This is a genomic window from Streptomyces sp. NPDC002577 (assembly GCF_053594815.1).
In genome coordinates, this window is sequence record NZ_JBSFWK010000026.1 from 62,998 (window position 1) to 79,383 (window position 16,386).

General features: G+C 72.3%; 14 protein-coding genes and 1 pseudogene. 7 read left to right on the forward strand and 8 right to left on the reverse strand.

The features are described 5' to 3' along the window. Positions 1-108: 108 nt before the first annotated feature. Both ACWD4J_RS27575 and ACWD4J_RS27580 read right to left on the reverse strand, forming a co-directional pair. On the reverse strand, positions 109-2,334 hold the full coding sequence (locus tag ACWD4J_RS27575) for an acetate--CoA ligase family protein (RefSeq protein ID WP_451398119.1): 2,226 nt from the start codon (positions 2,332-2,334) through the stop codon (positions 109-111). Positions 2,335-2,629: 295 nt separating this feature from the next. Beyond that, positions 2,630-3,829 carry a flavin-containing monooxygenase gene (locus ACWD4J_RS27580; RefSeq protein ID WP_451398120.1) on the reverse strand — a complete coding sequence of 400 codons (1,200 nt, stop codon included), beginning with the start codon at positions 3,827-3,829 and terminating at the stop codon, positions 2,630-2,632. A gap of 247 nt (positions 3,830-4,076) precedes the next feature. Between ACWD4J_RS27580 and ACWD4J_RS27585 the strand changes: the two genes are divergently transcribed. From ACWD4J_RS27585 to ACWD4J_RS27595, 3 genes are read left to right on the forward strand one after another with little or no spacing between them, the layout of a single operon-like run. After that, on the forward strand, positions 4,077-4,529 hold the full coding sequence (locus tag ACWD4J_RS27585) for a DoxX family protein (protein ID WP_451398121.1): 453 nt from the start codon (positions 4,077-4,079) through the stop codon (positions 4,527-4,529). Next, a complete protein-coding gene (locus ACWD4J_RS27590) occupies positions 4,526-5,050 on the forward strand; it encodes a Zn-ribbon domain-containing OB-fold protein (RefSeq protein ID WP_451398122.1) in 525 nt (174 codons plus the stop codon). The genes ACWD4J_RS27585 and ACWD4J_RS27590 overlap by 4 nt, the downstream gene beginning before the upstream one ends. Next, the gene (locus ACWD4J_RS27595; protein ID WP_451398123.1) at positions 5,047-5,946 is read left to right on the forward strand and encodes a GNAT family N-acetyltransferase; all 900 of its coding nucleotides are present in this window, start codon (positions 5,047-5,049) and stop codon (positions 5,944-5,946) included. The genes ACWD4J_RS27590 and ACWD4J_RS27595 overlap by 4 nt, the downstream gene beginning before the upstream one ends. Here ACWD4J_RS27595 and ACWD4J_RS27600 read toward each other — a convergent pair. Together ACWD4J_RS27600 and ACWD4J_RS27605 are read right to left on the reverse strand one after the other, a co-directional pair. Continuing rightward, entirely contained in the window at positions 5,924-6,586 is a 663-nt protein-coding gene (locus ACWD4J_RS27600) for a pyridoxine/pyridoxamine 5'-phosphate oxidase (protein WP_451398124.1), read from the reverse strand. The genes ACWD4J_RS27595 and ACWD4J_RS27600 overlap by 23 nt on opposite strands. Positions 6,587-6,767: 181 nt before the next feature. Further along, complete coding sequence (locus ACWD4J_RS27605) at positions 6,768-7,958, reverse strand: thiolase C-terminal domain-containing protein (RefSeq protein ID WP_451398125.1); 1,191 nt, start codon at positions 7,956-7,958, stop codon at positions 6,768-6,770. 194 nt (positions 7,959-8,152) lie between these two features. Between ACWD4J_RS27605 and ACWD4J_RS27610 the strand changes: the two genes are divergently transcribed. Together ACWD4J_RS27610 and ACWD4J_RS27615 are read left to right on the forward strand one after the other, a co-directional pair. Next, a complete protein-coding gene (locus tag ACWD4J_RS27610; protein ID WP_451398126.1) occupies positions 8,153-9,367 on the forward strand; it encodes an acyl-CoA dehydrogenase family protein in 1,215 nt (404 codons plus the stop codon). After that, positions 9,367-9,855 (forward strand): nitroreductase/quinone reductase family protein, encoded by a 489-nt coding sequence (locus ACWD4J_RS27615; RefSeq protein ID WP_451398127.1) that lies wholly within the window; start codon positions 9,367-9,369, stop codon positions 9,853-9,855. The genes ACWD4J_RS27610 and ACWD4J_RS27615 overlap by 1 nt, the downstream gene beginning before the upstream one ends. 141 nt (positions 9,856-9,996) lie before the next feature. Here the strand turns inward: ACWD4J_RS27615 and ACWD4J_RS27620 are convergent, their stop codons facing one another. After that, positions 9,997-10,644: a TetR family transcriptional regulator gene (locus tag ACWD4J_RS27620; protein ID WP_451398128.1), complete on the reverse strand. Its 648-nt coding sequence runs from the start codon at positions 10,642-10,644 to the stop codon at positions 9,997-9,999. A gap of 338 nt (positions 10,645-10,982) precedes the next feature. Between ACWD4J_RS27620 and ACWD4J_RS27625 the strand changes: the two genes are divergently transcribed. Next, the gene (locus tag ACWD4J_RS27625) at positions 10,983-11,762 is read left to right on the forward strand and encodes a VOC family protein (RefSeq protein WP_451398129.1); all 780 of its coding nucleotides are present in this window, start codon (positions 10,983-10,985) and stop codon (positions 11,760-11,762) included. Between the two features lie 189 nt (positions 11,763-11,951). Then, a pseudogene (locus ACWD4J_RS27630) lies at positions 11,952-14,320 on the forward strand (outer membrane protein assembly factor BamB family protein). A gap of 125 nt (positions 14,321-14,445) precedes the next feature. On the opposite strand, the gene ACWD4J_RS27635 reads toward ACWD4J_RS27630, so the two are convergent. From ACWD4J_RS27635 to ACWD4J_RS27645, 3 genes are all read right to left on the reverse strand, one after another. Next, positions 14,446-15,009, reverse strand: coding sequence for a hypothetical protein (locus ACWD4J_RS27635; RefSeq protein ID WP_451398130.1), 564 nt, complete (start codon positions 15,007-15,009; stop codon positions 14,446-14,448). 147 nt (positions 15,010-15,156) lie between these two features. After that, positions 15,157-15,939, reverse strand: a complete 783-nt coding sequence (locus ACWD4J_RS27640; RefSeq protein WP_451398131.1) for an enoyl-CoA hydratase/isomerase family protein — start codon at positions 15,937-15,939, stop codon at positions 15,157-15,159. Beyond that, positions 15,936-16,385, reverse strand: a complete 450-nt coding sequence (locus ACWD4J_RS27645) for a Zn-ribbon domain-containing OB-fold protein (RefSeq protein ID WP_451398132.1) — start codon at positions 16,383-16,385, stop codon at positions 15,936-15,938. The genes ACWD4J_RS27640 and ACWD4J_RS27645 overlap by 4 nt, the downstream gene beginning before the upstream one ends. Between the last annotated feature and the right edge of the window lies 1 nt (position 16,386).

Sequence of the window (16,386 nt, forward strand, 5' to 3'; positions counted from 1 at the left end):
CCGTGGGTCCGGGTGCGGGCATGGGTGTGGATGCGAGTGCGGGTAGGGCCAGGGCCGCGGGCCATGGCCCCCATGCCGCCGCCGGCCGAGGTGCCCGCGCGTGGAGCCTCAGCGGCACACGGCCAGCGCGTCCAGCGCCACCGCCCCCTGCCCGCTGGGCAGCACCATGAGCGGGTTGATGTCGAGTTCCGCGAGGTCGTCGCCGAGTTCGAGCGCCATCCGCTGGACGCGCAGCACGACCTCGACCAGCCCGTCCACATCGGCCGGGGGCGCACCCCGGACCCCGTCGAGCAGGGCCCGCCCGCGCAGTTCGCCGAGCATGGCCCGCGCCTGGTCCTCGCCGAACGGCGGCACACGCACCGCCGCGTCCCGCAACACCTCGACGAGTACGCCGCCGAGGCCGACGGTCACCGTCGGCCCGAACAGCGGGTCCTGCGTGACGCCGACGACCATCTCGACGCCCCGCTCGACCATCTGACAGACGAGGACACCGTCCAGAGTGATGCCCTCGAAGCGGGCGATGTCGGTCAGTTCACGGTAGGCGTCGCGGACCTGGCTGGCCGAGGTCAGCCCGATCTTCACCAGGCCCAGTTCGGTCTTGTGGCCGAGCTGCGCTCCCGACGCCTTCATCACCACCGGGTAGCCCACCAGGCCCGCCGCCCGCACGGCCGCGGCCGCGCTGGTCACCAGCTGCTCGCGGGGCACCCGGATGCCGTAGGTGCGCAGCAGCTGCTTGGCCGCGTGCTCGCTCAGCTGCCGGCCGGGGCGCATCAGCGCCCGCGCCTTGCGGCAGGCCGGGGACGCGGTGCGCGGCGCCTCGTCGAAGGGCGAACGGTAGGCGGCGGTGAACCGGTGGTGGTCCAGATGGGCGCGCACCGCGGTGATGCAGTTCGCGAAGGTCCGGAAGGTGGCCACACGCGAGGAGCCGAGGAGTGTCCTGCGGTAGGCGTCCTCGGTGCCGACCGGCGACCCCCAGACCACGCACACCAGCTTGTCGGTCCGCTCCGCCGCGTCCACCAGGTCCTGCGCGAGCTTGTCGCTCATCGGCGGGAAGGGGCCGGTGATCGGGCAGATCAGTACGCCTACGGAGGGGTCGTCGAGGATCGCGTCGATGATCTTGCGGCCGCGCCAGTCGCCCACGGGGTGCCCGCCGTTGTCGACGGGATTCGCGACGTTCAGGTACGGGGGTATCCACTGGTGCAGCTCGGCCTGCTTCGCATCGGAGAGCGTCGGCAGCTTCAGGCCGGCCTGCACCGCCAGGTCCGAGAAGTGCGCGCCCGTGCCGCCCGAGATCGAATAGACGACGACCCCGTCCGCCACCGGTTTGCGGGCCCTCGCCAGCAGGGCCGCGGTGTCCTGGAGTTCGTCGAGTCCGTCCACGCGGACCACGCCGTACTGCCGCATCGCCGCGTCCACCACCGCGTCCGCGCCGGTCAGCTTGCCGGTGTGTGAGGCGGCGGTCCGGGCGCCGGTCTCGGTGCGGCCCACCTTGACCGCGACGACCGGCACTCCTCGCCGGGCCGCGCGGTCGGCGGCGAGGAGGAAGGAGCGCCCGTCCTTGAGGCCCTCGACGTAGCAGGCGATGGCGCCGACCTCGGGCTGCTCGGCGAAGTAGGAGATGAAGTCCGCGGTCTCCAGGTCGGCCTCGTTGCCGGTCGGTGCCCAGTGGGAGAGGCGGATGCCCAGCTCCTGCAGGGCGAAGACGGGGCGGCCCTGGTGGCCCGACTGTGTGATCAGCGCGATCGCCGGGCCGTCCAGGTCGTCGCGGAACCGCTCGAAGGCGTTGAGGTTGGTGTTGGGGCCGAGGAGTCGTATGCCGGAGCGTGCGACGGCGGCGGCGAGCCGGTCCTGGGCGGCCGTGCCCGCCTCGCCGGTCTCGGCGAAGCCCGAGGCGAAGGCCACCGCGAACTTCACCTTTGTCTCGGCGAGTTCCTCGATGACGGGAAGGGGGTCGGCGACGAGCAGTACGGCCAGGTCGACCTGTTCGGGCAGGTCTCTGAGGGAAGGGAAGCACGGCATGCCGAAGACGGACTGGCGGGTCGGGTGTACGGGGTGCAGCCGGGCGCCGACCCGCTCGGACCAGGAGAGCAGCTGCCTGGTGATGCCCGTGTTCGGCCGCCCCTCGGCGTCCGAGGCGCCAACGACGGCCACGGACTCGGGGCGGAAGAGGCGGTCCAGGTCGGGAACGGCGGCGCTCAGCGGCCGTCCGCTGACGTCCAGGTCGCCGGTCGTCGCGGCGCTGCCGTGCACGGCAGGCGGCAGGGTCTCGCCGCAGGCCACAACGCGCGTGCGGCGGGAGTCGGTGGTGAGGGTGCCGTAAGTCGATCCAAGCATCGGTCCGCCCGCTCCTGTGTGACAGCGATTAACTGACGCATAGTCAGATTACGTATCTGATGCCCCGTCAGGAAGGGGTGTTACCGCGTGTACGGAGACGGGTGCAGCGGGCACGTGATTCGTACCCGCTGCGTATTGACGTGAACCTGTCGGTCGTGTGGGTCATGAGAGTGCCGTCAGGGGCCCCGCGGCCACGCGTTCGCCGGACCGCACCGCGCCGTCCGTGCCCCGTTTCAGTACGCCGACGTCTCGGTGCCGGCCCAGTGGATGCCGCCGGGGCGCCCGCAGGCGGCGCTCAGTGCTGCGCTGCTGCCGCCGACGAGACCTCGCGGGCTATCGCCTTGGCGATCTTCTCGGCGTCGAGGGCCATTTCGCGGAACATGCCGCTGATGGGATTGGTGAACCCGGTGAAGTAGAGGCCGCGGGCCCCCATCGCTGTGCGTGCGCCGTGGACCACCGGGCGGCCCCGCCCGTCGAGTACGCCGAGGTGGCCGACCAGATCCTTCAGCCCCCGGGCGTAGCCGGTGGCCGCGATGACGGCCTCCGGGCCTATGCGGCTGCCGTCCGCGAGGACGACCTTGCCGTCCTCGAAGGACTGGACGGCTGCCACGGGTTCGACCCGGCCCTTGCGTACGGCGTCGATCAGGCCGACGTCCTGCACCGGGATGGAGCCCTCGTTGACGCGCGAGTACAGCCCTGTGCCGGGGCGCGGCAGGCCGTGTTCCGTCAGGTCGGGGACGCTGATCTTTGCGAGCGGCCGGGCGAGCCGGTCGACCAGGGCGACCGGCAGCCGCCGCACCAGGATCCCGGTGTACTGGGCCGCCCAGCCCGCCGTGGACCGGCGCACGATGTGCGGCGCCGTGCGCACCGCGAGCCGTACCCGCGAGGCCCCGCCCTCGACCAGGTCGACGGCTATCTCGGCGCCCGTGTTGCCGACGCCGACGACGAGGACGTCGCGGCCGGCGTAGGGCCCCGCGTTGCGGTAGTCGGAGGCGTGCAGCAGTTCACCGGTGTACGAGTCGCGGCCGGGCCAGTCGGGCACGTGCGGGGTGTGGTTGTGGCCGGTGGCGACGACGACCGCGCTGCCCGTCAGTTCGCGGCCGCCGGTGGCGTGCAGCAGCCAGCCCGATCCGTCGGGGGACCGCTCCACGCGCGAGACCTCGACGCCGGTGACGATCTCGAGCCCGTGGTATTCGGCGTATTTGTCCAGGTAGCGGACGACGTTGTCGCGCGAGACCCACCGTCCGAAGGAGCGCGGCATGGCGAGTCCCGGCAGGGCGGAAAGCCGCCGGGTGGTGTGCAGATGGAGCCGGTCGTAGTGCCGGCGCCAGGAGGCCCCGACGTGGTCCGCTCGTTCCAGTACGACGGCTCGTACGCCCCGCGCCCGCAGTGCGGCCGCCGCGGCAAGCCCGCCGGGCCCGCCGCCGATCACGTAGACGGGGCGGTCTTCGTGATGCGGCACCGAGGGGCGTGCGGGGGCATTCGAGTCGGTCATGGGCGGGAGCGTATCCGCGTTGTCCCTGGAAAGGACCTGGTCAATGCGGAAATCCATTGCGAATCGATCACGGCCGTCAACCGGATTCGCCGGATCCCCCTTCCCGGTGACCGACTCGTCGCGAACGGCGACGGAACCCTTGCCGGCCGCCGCGCGATGCGCTGAACTGACGTACCGTCAGAAAACATGGAGTGCGAGTCAAGACAGTGCCGTGCGGCAGCGTGCAGCAGCGGGAGGAGCCCGTCCCATGGAGTCGATCTGGCTCAGCGGCGCCGAATGGCTCGCCGTGCTCCGCATCGGACTCGGTCTGTGGTGGCTGGAGAGCTGGCGGCACAAGGACAAGAAGGGCTGGTTCGAGCGGGGCACGGGGATCGCATGGGCGGCGGACGTCGCCGCGAAGCACAGATGGAACGCGGTGCGCAGCGGCTTCGACGCCGTCGTCGCGCCCAGGCCCAGGGCCATGGCGTATGTCGTCGTCTACGCCGAACTCGCCCTCGGGCTCGGCCTGGTCCTCGGCTTCCTGACGCCGATCGCCCTGGTCGGCGGCCTGCTGCTCAACGTCCTCTACCTCCTCCTCATGATCCATGACTGGGCCGAGCAGGGACAGAACTCGATGATGGCGCTGATCTCGCTGGTCGCGCTCTTCGGCATGTCCTGGCAGACCTGGTCCCTCGACAGCGCGATCGGACTCTTCGGATGACTGGGACAAGCGCGGCCGCACGGTTCGACCTCCCCGAACCCGACGCCTTCACCCGCCGCTACTGGGACGCGGCGGCCGACGGGCAGCTGCTGCTGCGCCGGTGCCGGGCCTGCGGCCTCGCCCACCACTATCCCCGCGAGTTCTGCCCCCACTGCTGGAGCGAGGACGCCGACTGGGAGCAGGCGAGCGGCCGCGCCACGCTCTACACATGGTCCGTGGTCCACAGGAACGACCTGCCGCCCTTCGGCACGCGCACGCCCTACGTCGCCGCGGTCGTGGATCTCGAGGAGGGGCCGCGGATGATGACGGAGGTCGTGGACTACGAGGAGGGGGCGCTGCGGATCGGGATGAGACTGGAGGCGGCGTTCCGGGCCGTGGCGGGCGAGGACTTCACGGTGCCGGTGTTCCGGCCCGCGGCGGCCGAGAAGCAGGGGCAGCCGAGGAGCAGAGGCACGGGAATCCAGGCCGGCCCCGGAATTCGCTTCCGCCGCGCCAACAGCCCCCGTCACCATGAGGCATGACCACACCCTCGTACGACGTCGATGCGTATGACACCGACTGGCAGCTGACCCACGATCTCGACGGCTTCATGGGACGCGCCGCGGACTTCCTGCGCGCTGATCCCGTCCTGCACACGGTGCTGCTCAGCGTCACCGGAAACCTGCGCGGGCGCGGCCTGCATGTCTACGGCGAGGAGGACCCGCTGTTCGGCACGCTGGTGGTACGGGGTGAGGTCGCCGGTGCCTTCTTGTGGACGCCGCCGTTTCCGGTTCAGCTCACCTCCGTCCCGGCGGAGGCCGCGGCGGCGCTGGCGGAGCGGCTGGCCGACCGGACCTCGTATGCGCCCGGGGTGGCCGCCGAACCGTCGACCGCCGAAGCGTTCGGCGCGGCCTGGCAGAAGCGCACCGGTGCGGTCCCCCGTGTCGGTCTCCGCCAGCGCCTCTACCGGCTCGAGAAACTCACGCCGCCGGAGCCGGCACCACCCGGCCGCGCGCGGGTCGCGGGTGCGCAGGACCGGGAGCTGCTGAAGCGCTGGCACACCGAGTTCAGCGAGGCCGTCGGCGACGGGCCCGGCATGGACGCGGACGAGTGGGCCGACAGCCGCATCGCCTACGGCGGCGTCACGCTCTGGGAGACCTCCGACGGCACCCCGGTCTCCATGGCGGGCGCGACGCGGCGCACCGCGGGCATGGTCCGCGTCGCCCCCGTCTACACGCCGCGCGAACTGCGCGGCCGTGGCTACGCGGGTGCCGCCACCGCCGAGGTGAGCCGGGCCGCGCTCGCCGCGGGCGCCGACGAGGTGCTCCTCTACACCGACCTCGCCAACCCCACCAGCAACGCCCTCTACCAGCGCATCGGCTACCGCCCCGTGCAGGACTCCACGGTCCTCCTCTTCACGGCCACAGCAGCCGCCTGACCCAGCCCGGCCCCGACCCGGTCCTGCGATACGTGAGCCGGACGTGCCGCCGCCGCTCGTCGCCCTGGAAGAACTCCACCTCGTCCGGAACGACCCGGTACAGCGTCCAGGACGGGACCTGGGCGTCCGGTTCACGCTGCGCCCGTTCCCACGCCGCCTGCGACGCCAGCTCCAACTCGGCATATGAGGCGAGGACTTCGCTCTGGTGGCCCACCAGAGCTGCCGCCAGTGCACCCGTCGACCGCGCGTGCAGATCCGCCTGACCGGCTTCGGGCGGTGCCACGGCGACCTTTCCCCGGACCCGGACCTGCCTGCCCTGTACGGCCCAGTAGAAGCCGAGAGCGGCATAGGGGCGGGCAGCGAGCTGGTGTCCCTTGCGGCTGGTCGCGTGCGTCGCGAAGGCCCAGCCGTGCTCGTCCGCCCCGTGCAGCATCACCGTGCGGACGTCGGGCAGCCCGTCCGCGTCCGCCGTGGCCAGTGACATGGTGTGCGGCTCGCTCTGCCCGGCGGCGACCGCCTCCGCGAACCACCGTACGAAGAGCGGGAGAGGCTCCTCCGGGACGTCGTCCGGGTCGAAGGCGGGCAACTCGGTGTCCCAGACGCGCTGCGACCGTAGCAACTCGTGAAGATCCGGTTCCATGCCCCGAGTATCGTCCCCGGTGGCCGGTTCCTGAGCGCCCGTTCCCAGCCTCAAGGGCCTGGGAGGTGCCCCCAGCCCGTCACCCGTACCACTGCGCGCACGCACACCGGCAGCCACAGCCGCCTCGAACAGCGTCTCAACATACGCGAATTCGTGTGGCGAGTACGGGGTCAGAGGCCGGTCACGCGGTGCCCAGCACCACCGTCCCCGACGAGCAGAACCACCCTCCCGTGCCGGACGCCACGGCGAGCTGCGGCAGGCGGCCGCCGGGCCTGCGTACCTGCCGCTCGCCCGCCTCGCCGCGCAGCTGCCGCACGGCCTCGACGAGCAGGAACAGGCCGCGCATCCCGGGGTGCTGGGCCGAAAGACCGCCTCCGTCCGTGTTCACCGGCAGGTCGCCCGTCAGCGTCAGCCGGCCCTTCTCCACGAACGCCCCGCCCTCGCCCTTCGCGCAGAAGCCGAGGTCCTCCAGCGTCACGAGGGTCATGTACGTGAAGGCGTCGTAGATCTCGGCCATCTCGATCTCCTCCGGCCGCACGCCCGCGCGCTCGAAGGCGAGCCGGCCGCTGACCGCCGCCGGGGAGACCGTGAAGTCCGGCCACTCCGACATCGTGGTGTGGGAGACGTGCTCGCCCGTGCCGAGGACCCAGACGGGCGCGGTGCGGCAGTCGCGTACGTACTCCTCCGCGGCCAGCAGGACGGCCGCCCCGCCGTCTGAGCGTATGCAGCAGTGCAGCTTCGTGAAGGGATCCGCGATCACCGGGCCGGACAGGACGTCGTCGACCGTGATCGGTTCGCGGAACATCGCGTCGGGGTTGTGCGCCGCGTTGGCGCGCGCCTGTACAGCTACGGAGGCGAGCTGCTCGAGCGTCGTGCCGTACTCGTGCATATGGCGGCGGGCGGCCATCGCGTACTTCGAGATCAGCGTGTGCCCATAGGGCACCTCGAACTGGAGGGGGCCGCGCGCGCCGAAGGACAGGTCGGAGGTGCGGCGGCCGGCCCTGATGTCGGCGCGGGCGGTCGAGCCGTAGACGAGCAGCACCGCGTTCGCGTGCCCGGCCGCGATGGCGTCCGCCGCATGGGCCGCCATGACCTCCCAGGTGGAGCCGCCGACCGCCGTCGAGTCGACCCATGTGGGCCGCAGGCCCAGGTACTCGGCCACCTCGGCCGGTGCGAGGGTGCCGAGCCCCGCGCAGGCGAAGCCGTCGACGACCTCGCGGCCGAGCCCGGAGTCGGCGAGGGCCCGGCGGGCGGCCTGGGCGTGCAGGGCGTAGGGGGTGGCCTCGTCGACGCGGCCGCAGTCCGAGAGGGCGATGCCGACGACGGCCGCCTTGCGGGTCCCGGCGGCGCGGGAGGTCGCTGAACCTGGCATGAATCTGACGGTACATCAGATTATTCGGGCGCCGGGAGGGCTCGTCCAATCCTGTCCCTGTGCATCCGCGGACCATGGGCCTAATATGACGGCCCGTCAGATCTGTACTGGATGGCTGACTGAATGACCGCTCGGACGACTGCTCAGGTCCGATCGGGTTCGACACCGTCCGGTCCCGGGGAGGAGCCTCGCCGATGGACGCCACCTTCACCGCCGAGCAGGACGAGTTCCGCCGCACCGTGCGAGAGATCCTGCTCAAACGCTGCGGTCCGGAGGAGGTGAAGTCGGCGACGCGAACGGCCGTCGGCTACGACACCTCGCTGTGGTCGGCGCTCTGCGAGCAGCTCGGCCTGCCAGGGCTCGCCCTCCCCGAGGAGTGCGGAGGCGCGGGCTGCTCGGTCACCGAACTCGCCCTCGCCTTCGAGGAGTCGGGCCGCGCCCTGGCGCCCTCCCCGCTCCTGTCCACCGCCGTCCTGGCGGGCCCGCTCCTGCTGTCCCTCGGCACGGAGCGGCAGCGCGCGGAACTGCTGCCGCGTATCGCCTCCGGCACGCTCACCGCGGCCCTCGCGATCCCCGGCACGGGCCTCGCCACCGCACTCGGACTGGCCGGGGACAACCGCGGCGACTGGGCGGGCGGAGGTCGCGCGGGAGGCGTACAGGCGCGGCGCACGGACGGGTCCTGGCGGCTGTACGGACAGGCCGAGCGGGTGCTGGACGGCCACAGCGCCGGCCTGCTCCTGGTCGCCGCCCACACCGGAGGCTTCGCCCGCTCCCGTACGCTCCTCTTCCTCGTACGGGAGGGCGCCGCGGGGCTCGCGCGCACCCGGCAGGCGTCGCTGGACGAGACACGGCCGCAGGCACGCGTCGAACTGCGCGACGTCGAAGCGGAGTTGCTGGGTGAGGACGGTGGTACGAGCCAGGCCGGCGTGGCCGGTGCCCTGGCCGCCGTCGGGGGCACGGCCGCCGCGGTGATCGCCGCGGAGGCCGTGGGGGCGGCCGACCGGGTGCTCGAGCGGACCGTCGAGTATGTGCGGCAGCGCGAGCAGTCCGGTCGCACGGGCGGTTTCCTCCGGGCGGAGGGGCACCGGCTGGCCGACATCTACGTACGGGTGCAGGCCGCGCGCTCCGCCGCGTACTACGCGGCCTGGGCGGCCGCGGCGGACAGCGGGGAGCGGACCTGCCGGGCGGCGGCCGTGGGAGGCCTCGCCCTCGCGCAGGCGCTCGAGGTGCTGCGCACCGCCGCGTCGGAAGCCGTGCAGCTGCTCGGCGGTACCGGTTTCACCTGGGAGTATGACGCCCACCTCTACTTCAAACGCGCCTCGGGCGACGAACTGCTCTTCGGCCCGGTGCACCGGCTGCGGGCCCATGCGGCGGAACGGTCCGGGCTCTTCGAGGAGGTCTGCCTCTGATGTCCGCCGCAACCCCGGGCACCCCCGCCCTGCGCCTCCTGCAGAAGGTCTCCACCTCCCGCGTCTTCGTCAGGCTCGCGCCGTACTTCATCCCTGCCATGGATCTTGCCGTGCACCGGCTCACCCGCGGAAAGGTGCAGCTCAGCGCCCAGATGCTGCCGGGCCTCGTGCTCACGGCACGCGGCGCGAAGAGCGGTCTGCCGCGGCGTACGCCCCTTGCCTGCATGCCGGAGGCATCCGGGGACTGGATCGTGATCGGCTCCAATTACGGACGGCCGGAACACCCGCTGTGGACCGGGAACCTGCTCGCCCATCCGGACGTCGAGATCAGCTGGCGGGGGCGGGACATCCCGGTGACCGCGCGGCTGCTGGAGGGGGAGGAGCGGGCGCGGGCGTGGCAGGAGGCGCTTGCGTTCTGGCCGCCCTACGGGCTGTACCAGTCCCGGGTCAGCCGGGAGATCCGCGTTTTCCGGCTGACGTCCAGGTGACGTCCCCGGGCGATGCGGGCAGGTCTGTGCGATCCGGGCCGCTCCGTCCCCGCGGCATGGGCACCGGGCCCCCACAACGCGGCAGGCGGCAGATCACCTGGGTGATCTGCCGCCTGCCTGACAGGACTCGGTTGACTGGGGCTACCGGGTGGGCTTCTTCCCGGTGATGCCCAGATGCACCAACAGTGCGAGGCTCGGCTTCAGTTCGGCCTGCTTGACGCCCCAGGTCTGGAAGCCCTTCTGGTGCGAGGCGACCGCGGCGAGCATGGCGACGAGGGAACCCGCCATCGCGGCCGGGCTCACCTCCTTGTCGACCTTGCCCTTGGCCTGGAGCTCCTTGACCGTTTCGGTAAGCGAGTTGTTGACGGAGTTGAGGATCTTCATCCGGATCTTGTAAAAGCGCTTGTCGCCCTCGGCAGCGCCCAGATCGACGACCCGGAGGATCGCGTCGTTCTTGCGCCAGAAGTCGAGGAAGCCGTCGACAAGGTCCTGGGCCGTCTGCCAGCCGGCCTTGCCGACCCAGGAGCGGCCGGCGAGGAGCTCGGTCAACCCGGCGCCCTCCGCGGCCATTTGCTCGGCGATCTCGAGGACCGCCCCTTCCACGTCCGGGAAATACTGGTAGAAGGTCGCGGGCGAGGTCCCCGCCTTCCGGGCCACATCGATGACTTTGACGTCCCGATACGGCGACGAGCTGAGCATTTCACTGAGGCACTCGAGCAGCTTCTGACGCGTCGCCTGCCCGCGCCTTCCGGCCACACGGCCGTCAACGGTACGTACTTGTCCTGTCATGCCGTCAGCTTACCGAGGGGTGATCGGAGCGCGATTCGGCCGACTGCAAATGGGGTTGGCGGCCTCTGCGGGCGTGTGTCCGGCGGGGTCTCGTGCGCCGGGGGATGGACGGGTACGGGCGGATATGCACACGTGTTATCAACAGCCTGTGGACAAGATCGGTGGATGAAGAATTGACCAAGTGTTCGAATTAATCCCCTGCGGGCACCGAGAGCGACCATTAGCTTATGTGTGACGGACGCCACACGTCCGTGCCGAGGCGGTGCCGCAGAGAACGCGCCACAGAGAGAGAACACGCCACAGAGAAGGCCACAGAGAAGAAGGGGCAGGGCGGGCTCATGGGCGAGAGAACCTTCGCGGAAGGCGTTCCGTGCTGGGTGGACGCGATGCTCCCCGACGTCGAGGCGGGCAAGCGCTTCTACGGCGAGGTCTTCGGCTGGACCTTCGACGAGGGTGCGGGCGCCGAGTACGGCTACTACACGCAGGCGTACAGCGACGGGAAGAACGTGGCGGCCCTCGCGCCCAAGCAGGACGGGCGCCTGCCCACCGTCTGGACCGTCTATTTCGCCACCCCCGACGCGTTCTCGCTCGCCGCCCGGATCCGCGAGGCCGGCGGGCAGCTGGTCATGGAGCCCATGCCGGTCGGGCCCTTCGGCACCATGGCCCTCGCGACCGACCCCGAAGGCGCCGTCTTCGGGCTCTGGCAGGGCGGCACCCACACCGGCTTCGAGAAGCAGCAGGAGCCGGGGTCCTTCTGCTGGACCGAGGTGTACTCACGCGACAAGACGGTCGTCGACCCCTTCTACGAGACCGTCTTCGGCTACGGCGGATTCGACCTCGAGGACGCCGGCGCCGACTTCCGCACCTGGTCGCCCCGCGGCACCGAGCCGGGGCCCGACACCGCGATCGGCGGCCGGAGCGTGATGTCCGGCGCCTTCCCCGTCGAGATGCCGTCCCATTTCCTCGTCTATTTCGACGTCGCGGACTGCGACGCGACAGCCGATGCGGTGGTCCGGCTGGGCGGCCGCGTCCAGGCGCCACCCTTCGACATCCCGTACGGCCGCATCGCGGTTCTCATGGACGACCAGGGCGCGGCGTTCGCCGTGCTCCAGGACTAGGGCCTCACCGGGGCGGTGACCGGGCGGTAAGGGATACGTTTTGCCCTGAGACACCCCGAAGCGGGCCCGGGTTAGCAACCTGTGCCCGAGGCAGGAAGAATCGGGGTGCGCGGCACCGTGTCGGTCCGGGGTGAGACGCTGCGCAGTGGCTGCTTCGGGCGCAGCCGCGTACGGGGAGGTGGCAGGGAAGTGGTGGATCAGCTGACGCAGCACGATCCGAGGCGGATCGGGCCGTTCGAAGTGCTGGGCCGGCTGGGTGCCGGAGGCATGGGGCTGGTCTATCTCGCACGGTCGGCGTCGGGCCGGCGCGTGGCGATCAAGACCGTCAGGACCGAGCTCGCGGAGGACCAGCTCTTCCGCGTCCGCTTCACCCGCGAGGTGGAGGCCGCCCGGGCCGTGTCCGGCTTCTACACGGCCGCGGTCGTGGACGCCGACCCGCGCGCCGCCGTGCCCTGGCTGGCCACCGCCTACGTCCCCGCCCCCTCGCTCGAAGAGATAGTGAACGAGCACGGGCCGCTGCCGGTCCAGGCGGTGCGCTGGCTGGCGGCCGGAGTCGCCGAGGCGCTGCAGTCCATCCACGGCGCGGGGCTGGTCCACCGCGACCTCAAGCCGTCGAACGTGCTCGTGGTCGAGGACGGCCCCCGCGTCATCGACTTCGGCATCGCGTCGGGCGTCTCCAACACGCGCCTGACCATGACGAACGTCGCCGTCGGCACCCCGCCTACATGTCGCCCGAGCAGGCCAAGGACTCCCGCAGCGTGACGGGCGCGAGCGATGTGTTCTCGCTCGGCTCGACCCTCGTCTTCGCCGCCACCGGGCACGCGCCCTTCCATGGCGCGAACCCCGTCGAGACGGTGTTCATGCTGCTGCGCGAGGGCCCCGACGTCGAAGGGCTGCCGGACGATCTCCGTCCGCTCATCGAGTCCTGCATGCAGATGGAGGCAGGCGCCCGCCCCACCCCCGCCGACCTCCAGGCCCAGCTCGCACCGCATCTGTTCGGACCCGGTTCCGACGACAGCGGTACGGCGTCCGCGTGGCTGCCCGAGCGTGCGGTGGCGCTGATCGAGGCCCGGCGCAACGGCCGCCCGCCCGTCCGGAGCAGCGGCTCCGGGCGCAGCGGCGGGCGGGGCGCCCCCGCGGTTCCGCCGCGGCCCGAGCACGCCCCGGGGCCCGTGCAGCCCGCGCCCGGCGTGAGCGGCGACGGCGGCTGGACGGGTGCCCCGGCCCCCGACGCCGGACCGGTACGCCTGCCCGGCGCCCAGGTGCCGATCGGGCCCGGGCCCCGCGTGGCCGACGTCCGCGCGGCCGCCGTGAACGCCCCGCCCGCCGCCGCGGGCCTCGCCGCCTCCTGGTCGCGGGCCGGCGCGGCGGTCAACGGCGCCCCGGCGGTGCCCGCGCCCACGGCGGCACCGCCCGAGCCCGACCCGGGGGCGCCCTGGCGGCCCTGGCGGTTCCGGATGTCCAACGAGGTGTGGGGCACGCCCGTCGTCGCCGGAGACCTCGTGTACGTCACGTCGTTCGAGGTCCACGCGCTGGACGTCTCCACGGGCCGGCGCCGGTTCAAGACGCGGGACGTCGCCTGGTCGCTGGCGGTGGCCGACGGGCGTATCCACGCCTCGGACGGGCCCACGCTCCTCGCCCTCGACGCCCGCGAGGGCTCCGACCTGTGGCGGCTGCCCGTCAACGGCTGGGTGTACTCGCTGAAGGCCGACCGCGGCACCGTCCTCACCGCGACCCGCGGCGGCGGCGTCCAGGCCTGGGATGCCGCGAGCGGCGAGATGCTGTGGGAGATCACCGACGCCCAGAGCGACTTCGAGACTCCCGAGGCCGGGCCCGTCGTGCACGACGGGACGGTGTACGTGTGGAAGGACGCGCGGCTGCGGGCCCTCGATGCGCGCACCGGCAACGAACGCTGGTCGTACCCGGTCGGCGACGCCGCGTCCTGCGGGGGTGTGCCGGTCCGGCTGACGCACGCGCCCGACGGCAACGTGTACATCTCCGCGGGCACCCGTGTCCTCGCCGTCGACGTGGTGAGCGGCCTCGTCCGCTGGCACTTCGAGGCGCCCGCGGTCTTCCTGAGCCCGCCCGCCTACGCGGCAGGGCCCGCGGTCACCGGCGGCGGGGTCTACCTCGCCGACTACCTCGGCACGGTGTACGCCCTGGACGCCGCCGACGGCCGCGACCGCTGGCGCATCGCCACCGAGTCCCGGTCCTCCGTGGACCCCGTGCTCGTCGCGGACGGACATGTCCACGTGGGCAGCGGCAAGGGCCTGTACACACTGGACGCCGTGACCGGCACCCCGAAGTGGCGCTTCCAGGCCGGCGGCGACGTGGTCGGCGCGCCGGCCGTCGCCGAGGGCCGCATCCACTTCGGCTCGACGGACCACCTGCTGTACACCCTCAAGGCGGACGACGGCCGCCTGCGCTGGAAGCTCGCGACGGGCGGCGAGATCACCGGCTCGCCGGTGGTGCAGAACGGCGTCGTGTACGCGTGCAGCAAGGACCGCTGCGTGTACGCACTGGACGCGGAGAAGGGGACGGGGACGGCGCGGGGGTAGGCGGCGGCCCACCGTCCTACCGTTGTGGGCATCGTTCCGCAGGGCGGAACGGGTGGGCTCAACCCACGTCGTACGGTGCCCTCGCGTCGGACCCGCCCCCCCCGTGGGCGGGGGTGCGGGTCCGGTCAGGTGTGGTCCGGTGGCCGCTGCCGGATCGGCTGCGTCGGCTCGTCACGTGCCGGCCGAGGCGGTTCCCCGCCCGGACGGGTGGGCCCCCCGGTGGCTGCCGGCTCCGTCGGCGCCAGCGGTGTGGTCCGCCGCCTGCGCCCCCGCTTGCGCCCCGGCATCACCAGCGACGCGAGCAGCAGCACCACGCCGCTTCCGACCGCGCTCGCGACACCCGGTTGGAGGCCGGGACCGGGTCCGCCGACGGTCAGGCTGCCCTGGGCCAACCCCAGCCGTACCATCCACAGCACGGCGAAGCCCAGGACGATCACACCCGCCAGGGCGACCAGGCCGCGCGACCGCAGGGCGATCCCGGCCAGCGCCACCACCGCCGCGACGACGAACGGCAGGAAGAGCGAGCCGAACAGCGCGGCCCGCACGGCGGTGACGCCGGTGCCGGCGAACAGGTCTCCGAGGCGGTACTCGCGCCCGAGACGGCCGTCGTACCAGGCACGGAAGGGGCTCCAGACGGCGGCCGTCGCTCCGATGAGAGCGAGGACGGACCCGAGGACGTACCGGACCATCGCACGCCTCCTCAGCAGCTCTCGATCACGACGCTACGCTTCGTGTGCGAGCCGCGCCATATGGCAACACCCCAGCCCGGGACGCCCGCGAGCACTGCGCGGGTACCCGCCAAAGGCGTGGGCGAACCGCCCGCCGACGCGCGACGCCTAGCGGATGCGGTGGCCGGCCGAAGGGCCCGAGTGGCGGGCGGCGAACAGTTCCGCCTGCCGCTCGGGCGGCAGACTGCCCAGCGCGAGGAGGTGCGGAGCCTGCGCGAACGCGTGCGCGCGCGCCGCCTCCTTCGCCGCCCACACGGCACGGACCGTGCCCTGCACGGCCTCGGTCGGATACGAGGCGATCACCCGGGCACAGTCGAGGGCGGCGCCCAACGCCTCACCCGGCGCGGTCACTTGCGACACAAGACCTGTCTCGTACGCCCGGCGCGCCGAGATCCGCTCGGCCGTGCCCATCAGCGCCATCCTCGCGACCTCCCCGAGCGGCATGCGCTGCGCCATGAGGATCGGCTCGTACGCGCTGACCATGCCGTACGTCGTGTGCGGATCGAAGAACGTCGCCGTCTCGTCCGCGACCACGAACTCGGCCTCGCCGATGAGATAGAAGGCGCCGCCGCAGGCCATACCGCCCACGGCGGCGATGACGGGCTTCCAGAGGTCGTTCGCCTTCGGGCCGATGGTGAGGAGAGGGTCGTCGGTCGAGTATGGCGACGCGGGCTGCGGAACGTCGGCGGAGCGGTCGATCCCGGTGCAGAAGGCCCTGGTCCCGGCGCCGGTGACGACGATCGCCCGTACGGTGTCGTCGAACCGGAACTCCCGCCACGCAGCGGCCAGTTCACCGGCCGTCTCGAGGTCGATGGCGTTGTGCCGCCCGGGGCGGTCGAGGGTGACGACGGCCACCCCTGTCTCCTTGTGCACCTCGGTGCGGAGCGTCATGGCCGCTCCAGTACCCAGCGCGGCACCGCCACACCATCGAGGTCCGCGAACACGACCTGCACCTTCGCGCCGATGCGCAGCCGTTCGGGCGGGACCGAGTTCAGCGGGGCGTCCGGTTCGCTGACGAGGTTGCCGGCCAGCCGTATGCGCGGGGCGTCCGCCAGCTCCACGAGGACCGCGTTGTACGGGGCCTGCTCGGCGTAGGCCGGAAGGAGCGGCGGATGCGGGACGACGAACGACCAGATACGCCCGCGTCCGCTCATCCTGCGCCACTCGCTGTCGAACGACTGGCAGTGCGGGCAGCAGGGCCGCGGCGGGAAGCGCAGTTCGCCGCAGCCGGGGCGGGCGCAGGCCTGGATGCGGAGTTCGCCCTGGGATGCGTACTCCCAGAAGGGCACGCCGTCGTCGTCGACGACAGGCGAGAGCAGGGTGTCGGACCGGGGCATC